Raw genomic sequence first — 19,680 nt, forward strand, 5'->3', positions numbered from 1 at the left:
ATTACCAGGGCACGTTTTTGTCCTCTCTCCACCGGCACCATACAAAAGAGAAGTACGATTGGACCATAGATCAAGTATGTCAGCAGTAGACAACCCATATGATAACGCGAAGGCCTGTGTTCTCGTTAGGAGTCACCCCGAACTGTTGAAAAAGTTCGCAAAACAGGGGTACGTCGCGATCAAGCAAATTGCAGGGTTCTCCCTGCACTCCCGCTGTTCTAGCAGGTTTGAGGAGCCAGAAAGGCTCCTCAAAAGTCCAGGATGACTTATAACTACACGCTTTTGACTCTTCCAAACAACGTTTTATCGAGAAACGCCATTGTAGGATGCCAGGATGCGCCGGGCAAAGAGCAGCATACGAGCCTGAAAATCGATCCGCTGCCCACTATCCAGCGAACCATGGCCTTCGTCAAACCAGTGAACTTCAATCTGTTTGCCCAGCGCCTTCATCTGCATCTCGTAGATCTCTATCTGCCGTGGAGTACTTCTAGAATCATTACGTCCCTGGATGATCAGCACTGGTGCGGCAACAGACTCAACATAAGCCACAGGCGAACTCGCCGCATATTGCTCTGGTTTTTCCTGAGGAGTACCTCCCATGAGTCCACGTAGAGCTCCTTTGATCGACGATCCATCAGCATCATTCATAGCGAGATCACTCATAGCGATACCCGCCATTCCAGCGCACCAGAGGTTGGGATACTTACCTAGAGCTTGCAATGTTAAATAACCGCCAAAGGACCAGCCAGTTAAGAAAACCTGCTCAGGAAGAGCAATATGCTGCTCAATCAGCCAGACGCGAGCGGCAACGATATCTTCAACTTCCCAATGCCCAAGGTCTCCAAGGATGCGATCCTGAAACTCTCTGCCAAACCCTGTTGAGCCACGATAATTGACGCTCAAGTAGGCAAAGCCCGCATCAATCCAGCTCTGGCCAGAAGGGGCATAGGTATCTGAAACAGTAATGCCTGGCCCTCCATGCATCTCAATAATAGTTGGAAAAGGGCCACTCCCCTCAGGAACACCCAACCAGCTCTGAACACGTTGTCCATCTGATGAGGAAAAGGTAATCGATTTCAAGGCTACTCCTGGAAGGGCGTTCTCCGCTGCCAGTACTGTACGCCTCAAAACTCCAGTCTGCCCATCCAATTCGATTAATTGACTCGGCTGAGAAGAACTCTGCCAGAGGGCCAGGAGATGACCATTCTCATTGAAGAGGATACTATATGGCTCCGCAGTCCCAAATGCCCCCGTCGGGTGCTGCAGCGGCTTCAACGTGTCATCCTGAAGGTCATACAGGTAAAGACGCTGCTCAGCCTGGTGCTCCTGACGAAGGAGCACCATCTTCCCATCCACTGACCAATCGATAGGAAGAATCTCCCCTTCAAGGTTTGCCAGATCAAAATCTCTTGATGCGCCTGTGACACAATTCCACACACAGGGTCGATAAAAACCTGAATGATTGGTTAAAAGAATGGCCCGTTTATCTTCTTGCAGTGGCGAAAAAAGATAGACTTCAGCGCTTCCATCTCCTGTGAAGTGGTTGATTTGTTGGCCTGTGTTGCTTTCAAATGCTACTACATCGAAATCATGGGTACCGGGGCGCATGACTTCAACCAGAGCAACTGCACCATCCGCAGAAAAAATGGGACCTCTGGCCATATATTTGTGCTGAAAAAGCACCTGTGGACTTCCTACATTATTTGTTTCTCCCACTTCCATGATATAGATGAAATAGGTGCCCTCAATAATGGCTGTAAAACCAGCACGTGCTCCATTACGGCTGAAGCCAAATAAAAAGCCAATATAGGCAGGAAGATCTGGCGTAATATCTTCTGGCGCTCCCCCATTAAAAGGAATGCGTCTAAAATGGCCACATTCATTGCCCTTAAAGTCATCAAGATAATACACAGTGCTACCATTTGGAGCAATGACTCCATGTTGGATACCATTGGGGTGATTGGTCAACTGCAACAGCTCATTCGTTACAGTATGCCAGGCGTAAACTTGAGCGATTCCCGACTTTGTACTCGTCACAATCCCAAATGTTGCATCTGCTTTCGCAAGCTGTACATCAAGGATCGCAGGTTGCTGATAACGCTGCTTCCATAACTCATTCTGCTCAAAAGTTACCTTCAATGTCACCTGGTATTCCTCCTTTACTCGACGTTGGCTTTTCTTGCCTGCTCTTCCATATGCTCGTGCAATCTTAAAGGATGCATATCTGTCAACACCTCTTTGATATACTCCAGGCATTCTTTTTTCAGACCCACCTTGCCCCCATCTTTCCAGCCGAGTGGGTTTTCTCGATCAGCAGGCCAGATAGAGTAGTGTTCCTCGTGATTGACCACACTTTGTACGTCGTAGTATCTTCCTGCTCTTCCCTCATGATACTATTTTGCCTCTCACATTATAATAGCACATAAAACCAAAAATACTATTCTTATGCTTATTATGTACTGTACATTTTACACAGTCCTATTTTTTTTAGCCACTTTCAGCGCGTTCTCTTCTTGCAAAGATACGAAGCAATAAATGCTCGATAACGCTCTTTCCAAAAAGAGGGTCGCTCCTGCTAAAACATTTCGCTTGGCACAATGCGCTGCTGCTATGCAATCTAGTCGATAAGGTCAAGGGAATTATCTTGGACCTTTTCCTTTTGGCTCATTCGGGGACCAGTTGAAGTCCTGTTCGAGCAATACACCAGAGAAACGCTGATTTTCTAAATGATTGACCTCTCTATGGTCTAGAGCGAAGTCTTCATACATCTAATAACCATTCATCTTTGTACGCGCAGTATACCTGAAAGGGGACATCTATCCTGATGGACCCATTACAAGAGTTGATAGATGGGGCAGAGGCTTTTCCGAACCACTCTATTGCAGATGGTGCTCGTATAGGTGGATGGAAGCGGATTGATATTCAAGAGTACTCAATCGAAGTGATGCGTGAAGCCATCGTCAATGCAGTTGTCCATCGCGATTATAGCCAACGTAGAGAGAGCATCAGTGTCTTTTATTATCCTGACCGCATCGAAGTCCATAGTCCTGGTCTTCTACTTCCAGCCATTACTATGAAACTGATGGAGCAAGGAGAGGTGCAATTGAAGCTGCGTAATCCCATTCTTGCCAATCTGCTCCGTGACATTCCTGGCTATATGGAGCGCATTGGGAGTGGCATCTACTTTATGTTGATGAAAGTAAACGCCTGAGACTTCCATCACCTCATTTTCAAGAAACCAGCGAATTCGTGGTTACATTTTCTCATACAACTGAGCTCTCCCCCGTTGCGACCAGGCCAGTGCAGAAGGAATTACAATGGACAGAAACACCAGCACAGCTATCTCCCCAATCTCAGGAGGACCGATTGATGAACGCAGTACAGTATGTACATGACCATGGCTCTATCACCAATCGCGAACACCGTACACTCACGGGCATTTCTGATCGAACTGCGACGCGCGACCTTGGACTTCTCGTTGAGCGTGGAAGATTACAGGGATTGGAAAAAGAGGCTACTTTTTTTATTGAAAGGAACCTGTCAATGTACCCTCGCCTCTCCTATACGGCGAGCGAAAAAAACCTATGACTAGATACTTGCCTCAAATGTCGTGCTTTCTCCTGCCAGTTTTTTCCATCAAAATAGTGGGATCCAGGATCAAGCATGTCTCATGTTCTCAACGTTGAGCTCCTGAAAGGAGCAGATTGCAGTGCCTTTATGGTCACGACGAATTGTTTCATGTGCGGAGTAGCAGCATAACCTGAAATATTGTAAAATTACACTGGTCTATTCTTTTTCTTTTGTTTCTGCTCTAGGAATCTCCTTTCCATGAAAAAAAGAGCGTTAAGAAGTCTTGCTGCGCTTATAATGGCAGCATCACAAAACCTATGTTTGAATTGGCGCAATCCGTCTGGCCTCGGTTTGGTGGCGATCAAGCCAATCGTTCCCGAGTCCCTGTCCCTGGCCCTCATACTACTCCACGTTGGCACACAATCTCGTTAGCCAACGCTCATGAGAACAGCAAACATCAGCAGAGTAGCGTCATTGTCATGCCCGACGAATCACTGCGTGTCTGCAGTATGGGGGTGTTGTCTGCTGTAAAGCTTGATGGAACGATCCTGTGGCAGCTTGATCTCAGCCCGTTTGTTCGGAAGGACGTTGTAATTACCTCTTTGTTTACAGCCCTGTCGTCAGGAGAGACACTTCATTTTCTTGTAAATGCCGTTTTAATCGTCGATGCGCGAGGAAATCCATCCAGGTATGCTGCTCTTCCTACCTATGATGATTCTTGTTCTCCCAATCTTACGTACAGTGGACTTCCATTGACCGTTTCTATGCGAGGCCAGGTTTCTGTCTTACAAGGCACTGTATGGCAGCCCGTTCGCACTGATTTTGGCCTGGATACTCCCACTCCTGCAGTGTACAACGATAACACACTGGCAATCGCAGGATACTATGGCACTGGTCTGTGCCGCGTTTCCCTGGATGGTCAGATATACTGGAGATCGTCACTCCTTCAGGCTGATCTTTTGCCAACCATTAACCATGCCCAAATCGTCGCAGGAGGTTCGCTCAATGATCATCTTTCAGCATTTTTTGCGCCGGATGGCAAGCAGATGGGGGAATATCCTCATGCCGCGATATTTGCAGAGTATGTTGATGGCGGATGGATTGCTCTCTCGGAACAACGGCTAGCACGCTTGACGGAAAACGGGAAAGAGAGATGGAGTATTGCAGTAAATACTCTACAATACTCGTCATTTGATGCAAAGCAACCAATCGTTGACCGTGATGGCTACATCTTTGTGCAACAAGGAGGAAGTCTCTTATGTTGTGATGAACAAGGACACAAAGCTTTTGAAGTGCCATTGCCCGAAGTTTCTAAACTCTGTCCTATCAGCATTGTTGCTCACGGTACTCTGGCTTATGTTGATCAGAATGAGCTATTTTTGGGATATGCTTGAGTATTACGGTATTATCCACTCATGCCGGTTCCTTCTCTCTCTAAACTAATACCATTTTTAAAAGCAACAGCAGTTACTTTTTCTTCCTTCATATTTGCGTTCACAATAACAATTCATCTCTATAGGTAAAAAACTATTTTCTGCAGTAGCCTAGCCTACCGTAATGATCTTCAAAAAGAAAAGGGTTATAGATAGATAAACTTCTAGCCCTTTTCTCTTGTTCGGACAATCTTCAGAGCTTTCTCTGCTAAGATTATCCTTGCTCCTGTACGGCAATGAAACTTTCTTTTGAAAAAAGAGCATTCCATACGAGAACTTCACCGAAGTTCGTAGATATCGCAATTTTTTGTCCATCTGGAGACCAGACCAAAGCTTTTATCGACCCTACCCCCTCTAGAACATAGGTTAGCAACGTTTGATTCGTCTCAAAAAACCATTGATCTACTTGTTGAGGATTCTCATTGGGTGTTAAAAGAAACACACCATCAGGCGACCAACAGATCGGCTCCCAGGCGTCAGAGTCCCTTACGATACGATCCTCGCCGGTTTGTGCATTCCAGACGCGACAGATCAAACGGAGTCCCGCCGAAGCAATCCACTTTCCATCAGGCGACCAGGAGAGACTATGCACGCTACTGGGGTCACGTGCCCACTCTTCATCCGAAGCACTAAGTACTCGGGGCATGATACGTTCCTTTTTGACATCTTTTGCATACTTGTCATAGGTCAAACGAAGCATGCCTGTCTGTGTGTTCCAAACATGGATCAAACAGTCTGGGAGACCTCCCCCTGAAGCAATCCATCTTCCATCAGGCGACCAGGTAAGACTACATACCACACTGTGATGACCTCGATAGACCAATAGGGTTTTTCCGCTGAAAGGCTCCCAAATCTGTACTGTATGATCCCAGGAGGCGGAAGCGATTTGACTCCCATCAGGCGACCATGCTAAGCCTTTATAAATCCAGGCGCTATGCCCCTGATAAACCGTTTTCACCTCTCCAGTATCGGCTTCCCAAACATAGACGAGGTTATCATTCCCAGCGGAAGCCAGATACTTTCCATCGGGTGACCAGTTCACGGCATTGACGCTAGCTAGATGCCTTCGAAACGTTACCTGCAGTTGACCACTAGCCACCTCCCAGACTTGAACTGTTCCATCGGCACTACTAGATGCAAGAAAACTCCCATCAGGCGACCAGGCCAATTGATGAACAGCGCCGGTGTGTCCGGTATAGCGTGTAAACACAACTGGGTAGACAGATGGGATACGCTCTTTTACCTCTTCTTGCTCATCGTTTTCCTCATTCTCCACATTCTTAGATGTCTGCTTTCTAACCTTTCTTGCAGGGAATTTATACCGCAGCCGTTCCTGAAAGTGGCGATAAAATCTACCGACACATTCGTCTCGCTCACCTTTAGAAAGTGTCGTATGCTCATGAAGAAACGTCAGTATCTGCTGCTCTTCAATCTGAACGACAGCAAAAATATCCTCATCAGAAGAAAGCATGACATGAAGAGCACCAAGAGCCATGTACACGAGAGCAACTTTATAATGAACAGGCGGAAGCTGCAACTGTTGCACGAAAGTATAATCGCCATAATCACCCAGCGCATATGCTAACGTATCATAAAATGATTGGCCGCCAATCCACGTCTCCGATAGACGTTCCGCATCCCACATCCGTTGGTATTCTCTACGAACCAATGCTGGAAGTTCCGCATCTTTGCGTGCTTCGAGCAGTCTCACAGCATCATCGCAACAACTTCTTAACCACTGAATATCATCAGCCGCTTCTTCTCCTCTATTCTCAGCTGCCCACAGATGCTCCTCGGTGGTAATTCCTTGTTGAAGCAGTTGCTTTAACAAAGGAAAAGCACGCTCATCATTCCTTTTTGCCAGGGCAATGCTACAGAGCGCACGATCGCGGCGACTGGCAGACGGTAACATCTTCCAAAGAAACTCACTCGTCTCAGCACTCTTCAATTCATCGAGTGCTAAAATTGCCACTAGCCGATCAGTACTTTCTCCTCTCAGCGCAGCCTCTTCAAAAGTGCGAATATCCAGTCCGCCCCAACGGCTAGCAAACTCTTCATAGGCTTCGTCAGCACCATAATGATGAACCAATTGAAAAGCTTTCGCTACATATGAAGGGGGGGTCACATTATATGATCCACTCATCGATTTTATTCCCCTTTGGATGAAACTCTATCTGTTTTGTATTGTACATTATTCGTTCTCTACAAGAATGAGCTTCCACCTTATTCTTTAGGCCATGGTTTCACATCGCTACCTCTCGAATTGCCATATGATGACCAAACGACAATAGTAGAGTCAGTCTTCCCACCAGTTTCTTTATCAATCTTTTTTTCCCATGGGCTTTTAGTAATACTTCCATCTTTGCTTTTGGGGCGCCTCAAATTAGCATTACAATCCGCATACCGATCGCTACATGGCTCCTTAAAAGTGTAAATGTTCAATGTCACAGACTTGATTGGACGATCCGGATGAGCCTCATTATATATTTTTATCTCATCAATCGCCCATTTGACGGTCTGATCCTCAACATGGCCCATCTTACTAGCTTGATATTCAGAGACGCGAGGATCAGGAGATAAAAAAATAGGCACCGGTGAGAAAGAGATATCCAACGACACCGATGGCGAGGATTGCGATAATCAGAAGCTTCACCCATGTGGGCAGCTTATTGAAAATGGTGAGGAGCCAGGGCGCCTTTTTGAGGATCACTTGCTCCATGGCCTGCTGAGTCAAAGCTTGCTGGCCCGACATCATCCGTACAGGGTTTACAAGCATATCAGCAAAATCAGCAAGGGCTGCCAGATCGTTACCCTTCTCTTCATCGGTGACGAAAGCCTGTGCGTCCTTGATGATCTCCTGGACAATCGCGCCCGCTCCGCCAAGGAAATTCTGGATATCATGGGCCGCAGTCGATGCAAATGAACCAATCGTCGAGAGGCAGTTAGTGACTGCATGATAAATATCTTCTGCCCATTGTCTGAGGATCTTCCAGGCCAGTTGGAGAGCATCCCAGAGAATTCGTAAGCCATCCCCTGCAATTCTCAGCTCATCTGTTCCAGCATGCCATGCATCTCCAATCAAGTGCCCTTCATCGCTTAAGCTATGAACTTGATCATTCCACCACCCACCAAAATTGAAGGTCAGGGCATCTTTAAATGAACGCATGGTGGTTTGAGCAATATCAGAAACGGTTCCCTCTTCATCACCCCATGTGGTAGTAAGATCAGAACAGGTATTCTGCAGATCATTCCAGGTCTTCTGGAGATCTTGCATAATGGGATCAATGGCATTCCCGCCCTGTTGAAGAAGGAGATCATGGCTTAAACTATAAGGAATGATATCGCATACACAGACTATCCATGCATAACTTTGGGGGGTCGCGCTATTGATGTTTCACAACTTCCTCAGAAGCAGAATGTTGAGCTAGCATTCGCTTCTAACATGATCGCTTCACAAAGACACACACAAACACAACTCGTGCCTGGAAAGCGAGAAGAGCGAAGGACGGGAGATCTTGTAGAGCAGTATCTGCATGAGGCTGGAATGATCGTTCGTTCGACGATAGCAACGAGGCTGGCAGATCATGGTCCTTGGAAGCGATCTGGTCGCCGTTGCTCTCAGCTACTCATAAGAGAGAAAGCGGTTTTATGAACATATTACACTGATATCAAGAGCATGAAAAGAAGCAAACTGGTTGATATGTCCATTTTCAATCCCCGGAGAAAATAGTTAATTTAAAGACTGGCTTAGAATACCTTTCCATCCCTATCCGTTATCATGAAGATTAGTACTGCCACATTCAGTACAAACATCATATCCAAATTTTTTACAGTGCTAAAAGTTTCAGTTTATTCATTACTTTTTTCTGATATAGCTGGATTGGAAAATCATCTGATGCTATAATTGTAAGTACAGAAAAGGTTATATTAAGAGCAAAATTTTCATCCAGTTAGCGAATATCCCTTTTGGAAAATTTTTGAAGGAATGAATAATCTATGATCACTGCAATCGAAAACTCTACTCCCAAACAGGTAAGACGGATCGGCATCTTATTAGGTGATTTAGGGATGCTAAATAGGAACAGAGCTGCACTTCAATTTCTAGTACTTCAAATGAATACACTTCAACAGACTTTTGAATATGAATTTTTACCAGTTGACGATAATGATGAATTTATTCAGAAGTTTTCAAATCAAAGATACGTTGAGATGAATGGATCCAAAAATGAGGTTCAGCCATTTCTCCAAAATTACCAAAAATATTTGTCTAGTGAAATACAAGATTACAGTATAAAAGAAAAAACGCTCTCTTCTCACTTCATACTTGTATCCATGGCCTGCTTTGATAATCATCATTACTCAATGATTGCACACAATCTGGCCATATTGGCCCTGGGAAACTGGAAGCGCTACATGGCACCTCCATCACTTATAGAATTCATTTTAATGCTTATCGTGAGAGAGTCAATTGCACTTGTATGTCAACCATTAGAAAGCTCGGTTCATCTCGGAACAAGAGGGTGTCTTTGTGATTTCACTCCCTTCCTTGACGAGGTAAGACTCAAAATACTCAATGGCTTCATCTGTCACTCCTGCTGTACTACTCTTAAATCAGAGGGATTTAGAGAACTTCCTCAAGAGCTTCAGCTCCTTCTGAAGAAGGATTGGCTTGGCAAGGCTAACGAGCCAGAGAAGCCTGCCGGTATTGTAGCTCATCTTGGTTACGATCTCTTTACCACGAAAGGCCTCAAAGCCACCTGGTGGGAAATTTCCAAAAGAACACTTCAGGAAGAGTGGTTAAAATCGCTTCTAACCTTACTTATAACCGTATTGGGAGCAATTCTAGTTGGATTTCTTGTGCTTCGACTTGGTTTATCTAAATAGCTCGATTGCGCTAAAAGTTTTTCAGACACTTGTATCTATGAAAATCATTTGGACCCTCGACTTTATTATTGCTAATAGCATTTCTCTTGTTCTCGGAGGTATTACAGTCGTAGACTTTCAATTCTCTGTTTCTACTAAACCGGGTCAATGACATCTCTCCTTCGGAGGCGACAAAGAATAAAGGGAGGCGTTTTACGCCCATCATTTATGATGGCCACCGCGACCCATTCCACCCTATTCCAAAATTTCCTACTCTCATGCATCTAATTGCATCTTACGATCGATTTATCGCATAAGGACGTACGGCCTATTATTCATAATGGCCATGGCGACCCACTCCTCCTGGTTCCCTCATGATGCCCACCATGACCATCTCCTCCATTTTCCCCATCTCATACATCTAATTGCATCTTACGATCGATTTATCGCATAAGGATATACGGCCCATCATTCATGATGGCCGTGGCGACCCCCACCATCATGAATGATGCCCGTTGAACCTCACCCTTCGCTCCATCTTATCGTCGAATTGCTATCACTTCGAGATACTCGTCTGGCGCAACTAATGTGCCATCGGTGGCTTGATTCACCTGCTCAAATGCGGCTATGATGGAATCCAACATTCCCTGACGATCCTCATAGATCACAGTTCGCAATGTGGTCATCAGTGGACCAAGCGACGTTAGCATTGTATTCAACAGATGCAGAGCCGAGATATCTCGATGAAAATACGTCCTTTTCGTAGCTGTCAGCTCAGTCACTTCATCACCAAAGAGATTGCGTACGTACGCTTCACTCCCCCATAAAACTGGCGGTTTCACTCCAGAGGGTGGAGGGGCGTATGCTGCGGTGATTCTCCCAATGCGACTAAATAAGCTATCGGGCGTCCAGCTTGCCAGCGCAATTTTTCCGTCGGGACGGCAGACCCGAAGGAGCTCACGAGCCGCCTGCTCTTGATCTGGCGCAAACATGACTCCCAACGTCGACATCACCACATCAAACGAGGCATCCGCAAATGGGAGATGTTCGGCATCACCTTCCACGAACGTGACAGGCAGACGTTCAGCCGCTGCCCGTTCACGCCCACGCTCCAGAAGAGCAGGGACATAATCAAGGCCGGTCGTCTCGCAGAGTCGACGGGCAGCTGCAATGGCCGTATTGCCACTGCCTGTCGCCACATCCAGAACCTTCTGACCACCATGCAGGTCAGCAGCCTCGCACAGATTCTCCGCCACGATCACTAAGCTGCTCCCAGTAATGGAGTAATCTCCTCTCGACCAGGCCTGACGCTGCGATGCTTTGATCCGCTCAAGGTCAACCTGAGATGACGATTCAGTCTGCATAACGCTTTTCCTTTCCACTATCAGGATTTTCTCCACTGATGAAGCGCATTGGATAAGGTGGCAACCTCTTCCTCAGTATTATAAAAGCCCGTTGAGATACGTAGAGCATTGTACTCATGGATGGCTCGAGCATAGATTGAATACTCTTGCTGGAGCCATTGTGCCAGTTCGCCCATCTCGCAGTCTTCGAGTGTGAACGTTAATAAGCCGCTGGCACCTGGCTGTGGCGTCAGCAGGCCCACGCCTGGAAGATCCTGTACCGCAGCATAGACCGCACTATTTAAGGCCGATGTGCGCTCAAAGATCCAGGGATATGTAGCCTTCTCTTCTAACCAGCGCAAGCAGGCAAGCTGTCCAGCGACAGCAGAGGAGTGGCGACCACCAAGCTCATAGCGCTGCGCCGATGGATGAAAATCCCATTTGCGCAGGGCTTCAAATTTGAGTGAAAACCAGCCTCCGACATAGGTGGGATGAATGCTCGACAGGAGCTCGCGTCTGACGTAGAGGGAGCCCGTCCCATCTGGTCCGCATAACCATTTCTGCATCGGAAAGGCATAGAAATCAGCCCCCAGCGCTTTGACGTCCACTGGTAGAACACCGACTGCTTGAGCCCCATCAACCAGCACAGGGACATTCGATTTTCGACCCAGCGCGGTAACAACTGGAATATCAATCACGGCACCGGTCATAAATGAGACGTGCGAGATGACAATCAGACGCGTACGAGGAGTAATCAAGGCCGCGATGGCTTCATCTGCTGGCTGGTCCCCCCGCGGGCCAAGGTCTGCAATCTGTAAGACCACGCCATAGCGATCTCGCAGATAATACATCAGAATGATGGCGCTGATATGCTCATGATTGGTCATGATGATTTCATCGCCTGGCTGCCAATCAAAACCATTACAGATGATATTCAGCCCTTCACCCGTGTTTCCAGTGAGCGCGATCTCATCCACATCGGCGTTAATGAGCCGGGCAATGGTGCTACGCGTCTCCGTATAGAGTTTTCCCATTGGCTCGTAAGTCGCCAGACCTAAACGCCCCTCGGTCGCCTCGGTCTCCAACCAGCTCGCCATGGCCTGTGGAGCACATCGCAGCAGAGGTCCAAATGCGGCGGTATTCATGTAAATATGCTTCTCGAGGCTTGGCAATTGCTGACGCACCTCGGCCATATCAACGTGGGTATTGATCATCACGAAAAATCCTTCTTCCTCGCACAAGTATGTTCGAGTCTGCCAACCTGCTCTCATATGGCCCGGGCAGTCGCCAGACAATGCTGTGAACAGGCTTGCATTCTCTCTTGCTTGAGGATATGGTATTAAACGTTACTTTTCTCAACTGTTGAAGCGGGAAGTGCTTCTTGCATATATTGAGCAACATAGCGCATGGTGGTAAAGCAATCTTCCTTCACGTGCCCTTCACGGCAGACGGGATAGAGGATGGGATAGATGTTTCGATCAAGCATCCAGCGCATTTTCTGCGCACGCTGAGTGGGCGATCCCACAACCGCAAACTGCTGCATCATATCGTCCGTGACGAGATTACTGGCAGCTAAAATTCCTTGTGTACGCCAGGTCTCGCGCAACTGCTGGACTGCTACTCCATAGCCTGACGCTTCCATAATGGGGGCAAAATGGGGGGCACCAAAGAAATAGGTCAGGCAGATGCGCAGTGCCGCTAAGGATTCAGCACTGTCGTCGGCAGTGGTCATGGTGAGAGTATACAACTGCACCTGATTGGGATCGCGTCCAACCAGAGGAGCCTCGCGCTCAAAGATCTCTCGATACCGATAATAGGATGCCTCAGAGAGTCCATTGGAGATCACACCATCCGCTTTTTTGGCGGCCAGGGCAATCATCTTGGGACCTAACGCCGACAGGTAGATCGCAGGTGGTACTGCTACAGGTCCTTCGCGCAGACGAAATGAATAAATAGGGTAGATTTTACCAGGATAGGTGAAGCGGCGATTCGCGCCGCCTCTGACGACGGCATCACTGGGCAGACCCACCAGCGATGCCGAGAGGTTCTCATCATTTTCTGGCGTCAGAATGCCGCGTAAAATATCAATCATCTCACTGGCGCGTTGGACGGGACGATCAAGCGCAATACCGTGTGCAGCCTCCATCCAGCTCCCTCCTCCAGTCCCAATCCCATAATGGAGGAAGCGTCCGTTACTGAGACGCGAGATCGTCGCAGCACCAATGGCCAGCAACGTAGGAGTACGAGAATAATAGTTGACATCTCCGGTTCCCAGGCTCAATGTCTTTGTTCCAGAAGCAACGGCTGCCAGTACCGCAAAGCTCTCTTTCCCATCACCTTCTCCAACCCAGAACCCCTCATATCCTAGCTCCTCAGCCTCTTGCGCATACTGAACAATTTCTTCCATCGAAAGATCACCCGTATTGACGAGAGAGACACCTACACGCTTTAACATCATACGCTCCTTTTGAAAATCGTTAACATACTCTTCGCTGGATGAGTGGCTCTAGTCCTTGTAAGCAACAAAATACGCACAAACAGCTAAGGGAAATGCATAACACGAGGAGAAAGACTTTTATTGCTCTAAAAAGAGTATAGATTGTCAATTGAGAGAATGCTTCTTCTAAATTGCGGTATCGAGGTTCGCTCATGCAGCAGAAAGAAGAAAAAAAGAAGCAGCTTCTCTACTAGAATTAAGGCGTAACAGATCATCAAGTCCAAAAAAAAAGCAATCGGGAAGAAGAAAAAACACCGATCAATCATCTAGAATACACACAGTAGCCAGTAATTATTTGATGTCTGTACAAGGAGATGGCGATGAGTCAATCAACAGACCTCGATCTCACATCCTCACGGTTTAAGGCCAATCCTTTTTCTGCCTTTGCACGCTTGCGAACAGAAAACCCTATTTATGAGCTAAGCTCTTCAAATGGTCAACGAACCTGGCTGGTTTCACGCTATCGGGATGTCGAGACAGTACTACGTGATGATCGCTTTATAAAAGAACAACAGACATTGTTGTCGCACGAAGAACGAGCCCATCCTACCACGGCATCAGCGGATGATCTTTTTAGCCTCGGCCTGGGGAAATTCGATCCGCCCAATCATACGCGGTTACGCACTCTGGTCAATCCTTTTTTTACTCCGCGTCAGATAGAGTTGTGGCGAGACCGTATCCAGGAGATTACCGATGCGCTGATAGACGGGCTTGTTGAGCGAGGGAGCATGGATCTGCTTGAGGATCTGGCCTTTCCGCTCCCGCTCACTGTCATTCTTGAGATGTTAGGGATGCCTGCTGAAGATAATGTTCAGCTTCATTCCTGGACAAAACAGATTGTGGATGCACTGGATGATCCAGCAGCCTTTGAACAGGTTGGGGCTCAACTTGAGGCATATCACGCCTATTTATGGGCGCTTGTCCAACGCAAACGCGAGAACCCCGCTCAGGATATGATCACGCAATTATTGCAGCCCGATGCCCAGGGTGATCGACTCTCGGATCGCGAGCTGGTGGCGATGATCTTCTTGCTGATTATGGCTGGCTATCAGACGACGGGATGTTTGATTGGCAATGGGATGCTCGCACTTTTAACACACCCTGAGCAGATGGCACTCCTTCAACAGGACCCAACCTTGATTAAATCTGCCATTGAAGAATTTCTCCGTTTTCGCAGCCCTTTGATGTTAGGTACCTATAGCTGGGCTCGCGAAGATATCGAATGGGGCGGGCAGCTCATCCGCCGGGGAGATCTCGTGCTCGTAGCACTTGCGGCTGCGAATCGTGATGAAACAGAGTTTGAAAATCCAGATACGCTCGATATTACCCGCACTGAGAATCGACACCTGGCCTTTAGCAAAGGCGTTCATTACTGTCTGGGCGCTCCACTGGCACGCCTGGAGGGGCAGATTGCAATCTCAACGCTCTTACGCCGGCTCCCACAGATGCGCTTACAGACGCCAGCGGAAGACCTAGTCTGGCGACCCGGCGCGATGATTCTGGGCGTCCATCATCTTCCCGTCGTATTCTAAACACCTTTTCATTGCAGATCTTCTATCAGGATCTGCCCTCTACAATCACGCCCTATAGACACTGATGCAGGAGGAAAACCTTTTATGGCTGATGAATATCTTTCCAAGCTCCAGCTTGCCACCTGGCGAGCATTTTTAGAGGCCTTCAGTAGCCAGAACGACCAGATCGATCGTGATCTTGCAGATGCTGGTTGTGTCTCTATCGCTTCTTACGATCTCCTCAATGCGCTCTTTGAGGCTCCAGGCACTCAGTTGACAGCTGATGAACTCCTTACACAGGTGCTCTGGAAGCGCAGAGGGATCAACCAGCAGGCAGATCGACAAGCATTCCTCAGGCTCATCGATAGCCTGGTTGCTGAAGCGCTCATCGACAGACCCCTTGAGGACAGTCTAGCATTGACACCGTCTGGCAAAGAGGCCGTTGAAAAAGCCTGGCCGATCTATGCTCAGGGAGTGGCCCGATACTTTTCGCAGGGGATGGATGAGATAGAGACTGAACATTTTGAGCACAGTCTCCACCTGATGGTCCAGGCAGTCGAAAAAAAAGCTGAGCCCGCTGAAGCATAATAATGCATCTCGGTTGCACCACTGAAAAGTGAAAAGACGAAAAGTTGCACCACTGGTTGAAATACTGTAGAACGTCTTCTTAATCACACGCAGAGAAACTGTAAGGGAAAACACAATGGTTACGAACGAAGTTGCGCCCATTCAACAAAAAAATCAGGCTGCTCTCTCCTTTTTTAGTATTCTCGGTGGAGAGTGGTCGGCTCGCATGGTGCAGGTGGCCGCTGAACTGAATATCGCCGATCTCCTCACCGATGGCCCCAAAACGCTGAGTGAGATTGCCCTGTCAACGCAGACACATACCCCAACTCTTAAACGGCTGTTACAAGCGCTGGTCGCCATCGGTATTTTTGCCGAACCAGAGCCTGATACGTTTGCCTTGACCGCTCTCTCACAGTATCTCTGTACACAAAATCCCGAGAGCCTGCGTTCGTTTACAGCCTTCTTCGGCCTGGACTGGACGTGGGCAATCTGGTACCAGCTTGGCTATGCAGTAAAAACCGGCGAGTCGGCCATGAGACATGTCCATGGAATGAATATGTGGCAATATCTGGAGACAGATCCTCATGCAGCAAGCCTCTTCAACAAAGGCATGGCCGAGTTCTCTACCATGGTCAACCCTTCGCTCCTGGAAGCCTACGACTTCTCCGCATTCCATAGCGTGGCCGATATTGGTGGTGGAACGGGCAATTTCCTTGCACTGCTCCATGAACATTATCCAGCCATACAGACAACACTCTTAGATCGCCCATCAGTCATCGAGGCAGCAACAGCTCAGTATGCCGGGACACCGTTCGGAGCCCATGGCACCTTCATCGGGGGCGATTTCTTCACCGAGATCCCAGAGAATCAGGATGCCTATCTCTTTAAATTCATCGCTAACGATTGGGACGATGAGCGTGTACGACAGATCTTAACGACCTGCCGCAAAGCGATTCCGGCCCATGGCAAGATTCTCTTTGCCGAGTTTATGTTGATCCCACAACAACCAGCCGTCACCGCTGCTCTCTTTGATGTGGCAAACTTCCTCTGTTTCGATGGCGGCCATGGACGTACCGCCGAGGAATTTCGTGCCCTCTTTGAAGAGGCTGGCTTTACCTTACAGCAAGTCATCCCCACTACCTCTGGTCTCTCCATTCTAGAAGGAACTCCTCGCTAACAAGGATTGGGAATGGGACCCCTTCAGAGCATAGAGCGACTGAAGGGGCCCACTTCTATTGAAGCATATCATCCATAAAAGAAATGAAATTGTTATCTAATCTAGAAAATGAGTTCTTTCTCAATCGAGCAATATCTATAAAATTTTCTATAAAACAAAAATAGAGCGCGATATTCGTCGAATTCGAATACGCTTATTCGTCATCTTAGTAGAGTAAGCTATGCAGGATTTCAGGCGATATGCTATGATAGGGGCATGGAGACAACGCATACGACTATCATCGCTATCTATCAACAGGAGTACAATCGTATTCTCGCCACCTTAATCAGAATGGTGAAAGATTTTGAGTTGGCGGAGGATGCTTTACAAGATGCTCTCATCGTAGCTCTCGAGCGCTGGCCTGTGGATGGTATACCTCATAATCCTGGTGGATGGCTTATGACCGCTGCGCGGCATAAGGCAATCGACTGTCTGCGCCGAGCCAGTAGTCTTTCTCGCAAACAGGCCGATATGCAGGCCTTACTGGAAGAGCAAGGAGATGAGATGCAAGAGGATGAGATTCCTGACGAGCGCCTGAAACTTATTTTTACCTGCTGTCACCCCGCGTTAGCACTTGATGCACAGGTCGCCCTGACTCTGCATACATTAGGTGGGCTCTCCACACAGGAGATTGCCAATGCGTTTCTGCTTCCTGTGCCCACCATGGCCCAGCGTTTAGTGCGAGCCAAACGGAAAATTAAAGATGCGGGCATTCCTTATCATGTTCCATCCACCGATGTGCTGGAAGAACGGGTCGATGCAGTGCTTTCCGTCCTTTACCTTATTTTTAATGAGGGCTATAGTGCTACCTTTGGAGAGGCGCTTATTCGCCAGGATCTCTGTGCTGAAGCGATCTGGCTCACCCGCATTCTCATTCAATTGCTCATCCGTGAATCCCTTGCAGCGGTATTGCCAGAAGCATTAGGGCTCCTGGCTCTTATGCTCCTGCATGATTCGCGCAATCCTGCACGTGTCAGCCAGAACGGTGAGCTGATTCTTCTGGAAGAGCAAGATCGCTCACTCTGGGACCAGCATAAAATTCAAGAGGGAAATACCCTGATTGAGCGGGCGCTTTTAATGAAAAAAATTGGACCCTATCAGATTCAGGCGGCTATCAGTGCCTTGCATGTGCAAGCGAAAACGGCTGAAGAGACCGATTGGGTGCAGATTGCCGTACTCTATGGCCTGCTTGCACAAATGATCCCCTCACCCGTGATCGAATTGAATCGCGCCGTTGCTTTAGCCATGGCCGACGGTCCACAGCAGGGCCTGGCACTCTTAAGTGAGCCAGCCATGGAGAAAGCCCTCGGCAAATATCATCTCTTTCACGCAGCTCGTGCTGACTTCCTCCGCCGCACTGGTCACCTTAAAGAGGCTCATGACACCTATCTTGAAGCGCTCAATCTCTGCCAGAACGAAACGGAGCGCTCATTCCTTCTGCGTCGCCTTGCAGAAGTCTCAAGCCTGCAATGAAACATAACGATAGTTCTATGGTCGAGAGAAAGAGCGGGAGAGAGCAGATTTCGTTGACTGGCTTTCTCCGCCGCTTCGCTTATAGTTTCGATGCCTCTTTCAGGGCCAGCGTCCGGCCATCAAAATAAACGCTGCTATGCACTTCGTAAACAAAGACTCCTGCCTTTACGCCAGGATCTTCGTCCATGACTTTTTTGACCTCCTCCACATCTGTATTAAAAATGCCAATCCCGGCGAGATTACTTTCATCAGAGATCGGGCAGGCCAACCAGAGCAGATTTTGCGTCGATAAGAGAAAATTCCTGCGTCCATGTTCCCACACGATCGCTTCTGCGCCTGGCTTCTGTCTATTCGGGCCAACCTTCAAAACCATCACTGAACACGGCTTTGTCGTCGCCAACGTCTGTTGCATAAATTCATCGGTGATCACTGTCAAGGTACATTCCCTCCATTTTCTACTATATACCTTGTTATATACCACTTGAGGTTTTTTTGTATATCCCCATATCTAAGAATTTTCCTTTTATACACATTTTTAAGAAGCCCTCAGCAGCTCTTCTTTCGCAACAGCTCATGAATATATGTCAATTCAGCAAGATTGAAGAAGATTTCTCTTTCAGAGGGCACTATACTTTTCTTAAGAGAAGAGATATGTTTACATTCTTCTCGTAGCACCAAACTGTCGACATAAAAGCTAGACAAAGAAAAGGATACGATGCTATGAGCGCAGCTGTTGCCGCACACGAGTATGAAGTGATTATCAATGCCGCTCCAGAGGTGGTCTGGCAGGCAATTACCAGTCCCGATTCTACTCAAAAATATTATTTCAAAACACGAGTGGAATCTACCTGGGAAAAGGACTCTGATTTCCGCTATTACAATCTGGATGGAAGCCTCTCCTCCGAGGGCAAAGTCATTGAGATCGAGCCCCAGAGCCATTTAAAGACTACCTTTACGCCTACCTGGATTCCTGATAGCCAGGCCTCAACAGTCACCTGGGACATTCAGCCACTAGGCACAACAGCTCTTGTAAAGCTTACCCATGACAGTATCAACGATACCGCCTTTGCTGAAGGTCAGTTCCATGCAGGCTGGATCTATGTGCTCTCCAGTCTTAAAAGCCTGATCGAGACGGGTGAGGCACTCCCAGACCTCTTCTAGCTCTCATATTTCAAAAATGTACCCAATGCTTGCACTATGCCCAACC

At 47.7% G+C, this 19,680-nt stretch carries 16 protein-coding genes and 1 pseudogene; 9 read left to right on the forward strand and 8 right to left on the reverse strand.

Translation table 11 applies throughout. The features are described from left to right. Positions 1-303: 303 nt before the first annotated feature. Both EL628_RS27690 and EL628_RS31190 read right to left on the reverse strand, forming a co-directional pair. Positions 304-2,145: a S9 family peptidase gene (locus EL628_RS27690; RefSeq protein ID WP_161975824.1), complete on the reverse strand. Its 1,842-nt coding sequence runs from the start codon at positions 2,143-2,145 to the stop codon at positions 304-306. Positions 2,146-2,159: 14 nt separating this feature from the next. Further along, positions 2,160-2,389: pseudogene (locus EL628_RS31190) on the reverse strand (MbtH family protein). 435 nt (positions 2,390-2,824) lie between these two features. On the opposite strand from EL628_RS31190, the gene EL628_RS27700 reads away from it, so the two are divergent. From EL628_RS27700 to EL628_RS27710, 3 genes are all read left to right on the forward strand, one after another. After that, positions 2,825-3,211: an ATP-binding protein gene (locus EL628_RS27700; RefSeq protein ID WP_126583213.1), complete on the forward strand. Its 387-nt coding sequence runs from the start codon at positions 2,825-2,827 to the stop codon at positions 3,209-3,211. 38 nt (positions 3,212-3,249) lie between these two features. Beyond that, a complete protein-coding gene (locus EL628_RS27705; RefSeq protein ID WP_126583214.1) occupies positions 3,250-3,588 on the forward strand; it encodes a hypothetical protein in 339 nt (112 codons plus the stop codon). Positions 3,589-3,887: 299 nt separating this feature from the next. Continuing rightward, complete coding sequence (locus EL628_RS27710; protein WP_126583215.1) at positions 3,888-4,964, forward strand: PQQ-binding-like beta-propeller repeat protein; 1,077 nt, start codon at positions 3,888-3,890, stop codon at positions 4,962-4,964. A 253-nt stretch (positions 4,965-5,217) separates the two neighbouring features. On the opposite strand, the gene EL628_RS27715 is transcribed toward EL628_RS27710, so the two are convergent. Continuing rightward, positions 5,218-7,146 carry a WD40 domain-containing protein gene (locus tag EL628_RS27715; protein WP_126583216.1) on the reverse strand — a complete coding sequence of 643 codons (1,929 nt, stop codon included), beginning with the start codon at positions 7,144-7,146 and terminating at the stop codon, positions 5,218-5,220. 426 nt (positions 7,147-7,572) lie between these two features. Continuing rightward, complete coding sequence (locus tag EL628_RS27720) at positions 7,573-8,277, reverse strand: hypothetical protein (protein WP_126583217.1); 705 nt, start codon at positions 8,275-8,277, stop codon at positions 7,573-7,575. A 722-nt stretch (positions 8,278-8,999) separates the two neighbouring features. Here EL628_RS27720 and EL628_RS27725 point away from each other — a divergent pair. Continuing rightward, complete coding sequence (locus EL628_RS27725) at positions 9,000-9,887, forward strand: hypothetical protein (RefSeq protein ID WP_126583218.1); 888 nt, start codon at positions 9,000-9,002, stop codon at positions 9,885-9,887. A 518-nt stretch (positions 9,888-10,405) separates the two neighbouring features. On the opposite strand, the gene EL628_RS27730 is transcribed toward EL628_RS27725, so the two are convergent. The 3 genes from EL628_RS27730 to EL628_RS27740 form a co-directional block, all read right to left on the reverse strand. Next, positions 10,406-11,230 (reverse strand): class I SAM-dependent methyltransferase, encoded by an 825-nt coding sequence (locus EL628_RS27730; protein WP_126583219.1) that lies wholly within the window; start codon positions 11,228-11,230, stop codon positions 10,406-10,408. A gap of 20 nt (positions 11,231-11,250) precedes the next feature. Next, positions 11,251-12,423, reverse strand: coding sequence for an aminotransferase class V-fold PLP-dependent enzyme (locus EL628_RS27735; RefSeq protein WP_161975825.1), 1,173 nt, complete (start codon positions 12,421-12,423; stop codon positions 11,251-11,253). A 125-nt stretch (positions 12,424-12,548) separates the two neighbouring features. Next, positions 12,549-13,667, reverse strand: coding sequence for an LLM class flavin-dependent oxidoreductase (locus tag EL628_RS27740; protein WP_126583221.1), 1,119 nt, complete (start codon positions 13,665-13,667; stop codon positions 12,549-12,551). A gap of 359 nt (positions 13,668-14,026) precedes the next feature. On the opposite strand from EL628_RS27740, the gene EL628_RS27745 reads away from it, so the two are divergent. The 4 genes from EL628_RS27745 (at position 14,027) to EL628_RS27760 (ending at position 18,473) form a co-directional block, all read left to right on the forward strand. Then, positions 14,027-15,238, forward strand: a complete 1,212-nt coding sequence (locus EL628_RS27745) for a cytochrome P450 family protein (protein ID WP_126583222.1) — start codon at positions 14,027-14,029, stop codon at positions 15,236-15,238. An 84-nt stretch (positions 15,239-15,322) separates the two neighbouring features. Further along, on the forward strand, positions 15,323-15,805 hold the full coding sequence (locus tag EL628_RS27750) for a winged helix DNA-binding protein (protein ID WP_126583223.1): 483 nt from the start codon (positions 15,323-15,325) through the stop codon (positions 15,803-15,805). A 115-nt stretch (positions 15,806-15,920) separates the two neighbouring features. Continuing rightward, a complete protein-coding gene (locus tag EL628_RS27755) occupies positions 15,921-16,961 on the forward strand; it encodes a methyltransferase (protein ID WP_126583224.1) in 1,041 nt (346 codons plus the stop codon). Between the two features lie 255 nt (positions 16,962-17,216). After that, positions 17,217-18,473 (forward strand): RNA polymerase sigma factor, encoded by a 1,257-nt coding sequence (locus tag EL628_RS27760; protein ID WP_126583225.1) that lies wholly within the window; start codon positions 17,217-17,219, stop codon positions 18,471-18,473. A 79-nt stretch (positions 18,474-18,552) separates the two neighbouring features. Here the strand turns inward: EL628_RS27760 and EL628_RS27765 are convergent, their stop codons facing one another. After that, positions 18,553-18,903, reverse strand: a complete 351-nt coding sequence (locus EL628_RS27765; RefSeq protein ID WP_245994562.1) for a YciI family protein — start codon at positions 18,901-18,903, stop codon at positions 18,553-18,555. Positions 18,904-19,193: 290 nt separating this feature from the next. Between EL628_RS27765 and EL628_RS27770 the strand changes: the two genes are divergently transcribed. After that, entirely contained in the window at positions 19,194-19,634 is a 441-nt protein-coding gene (locus EL628_RS27770; RefSeq protein WP_126583227.1) for an SRPBCC domain-containing protein, read from the forward strand. Positions 19,635-19,680: the final 46 nt, after the last annotated feature.

Source organism: Tengunoibacter tsumagoiensis (genome assembly GCF_003967535.1).
GTDB lineage: Bacteria > Chloroflexota > Ktedonobacteria > Ktedonobacterales > Ktedonobacteraceae > Tengunoibacter > Tengunoibacter tsumagoiensis.

What these genes read in the sequence shown, in the direction of transcription:
- EL628_RS27725 (WP_126583218.1), top strand. Translation starts at nt 9,000, where the DNA reads ATGATCACTGCAATCGAAAACTCTACTCCCAAACAGGTAAGACGGATC.
- EL628_RS27700 (WP_126583213.1), top strand. Translation starts at nt 2,825, where the DNA reads ATGGACCCATTACAAGAGTTGATAGATGGGGCAGAGGCTTTTCCGAAC.
- EL628_RS27720 (WP_126583217.1), bottom strand. Translation starts at nt 8,277, where the DNA reads ATGCAAGATCTCCAGAAGACCTGGAATGATCTGCAGAATACCTGTTCT.
- EL628_RS27730 (WP_126583219.1), bottom strand. Translation starts at nt 11,230, where the DNA reads ATGCAGACTGAATCGTCATCTCAGGTTGACCTTGAGCGGATCAAAGCA.
- EL628_RS27715 (WP_126583216.1), bottom strand. Translation starts at nt 7,146, where the DNA reads ATGAGTGGATCATATAATGTGACCCCCCCTTCATATGTAGCGAAAGCT.
- EL628_RS27735 (WP_161975825.1), bottom strand. Translation starts at nt 12,423, where the DNA reads ATGATCAATACCCACGTTGATATGGCCGAGGTGCGTCAGCAATTGCCA.
- EL628_RS27770 (WP_126583227.1), top strand. Translation starts at nt 19,194, where the DNA reads ATGAGCGCAGCTGTTGCCGCACACGAGTATGAAGTGATTATCAATGCC.
- EL628_RS27745 (WP_126583222.1), top strand. Translation starts at nt 14,027, where the DNA reads ATGAGTCAATCAACAGACCTCGATCTCACATCCTCACGGTTTAAGGCC.
- EL628_RS27740 (WP_126583221.1), bottom strand. Translation starts at nt 13,667, where the DNA reads ATGATGTTAAAGCGTGTAGGTGTCTCTCTCGTCAATACGGGTGATCTT.
- EL628_RS27760 (WP_126583225.1), top strand. Translation starts at nt 17,217, where the DNA reads ATGGAGACAACGCATACGACTATCATCGCTATCTATCAACAGGAGTAC.
- EL628_RS27710 (WP_126583215.1), top strand. Translation starts at nt 3,888, where the DNA reads ATGTTTGAATTGGCGCAATCCGTCTGGCCTCGGTTTGGTGGCGATCAA.
- EL628_RS27755 (WP_126583224.1), top strand. Translation starts at nt 15,921, where the DNA reads ATGGTTACGAACGAAGTTGCGCCCATTCAACAAAAAAATCAGGCTGCT.
- EL628_RS27750 (WP_126583223.1), top strand. Translation starts at nt 15,323, where the DNA reads ATGGCTGATGAATATCTTTCCAAGCTCCAGCTTGCCACCTGGCGAGCA.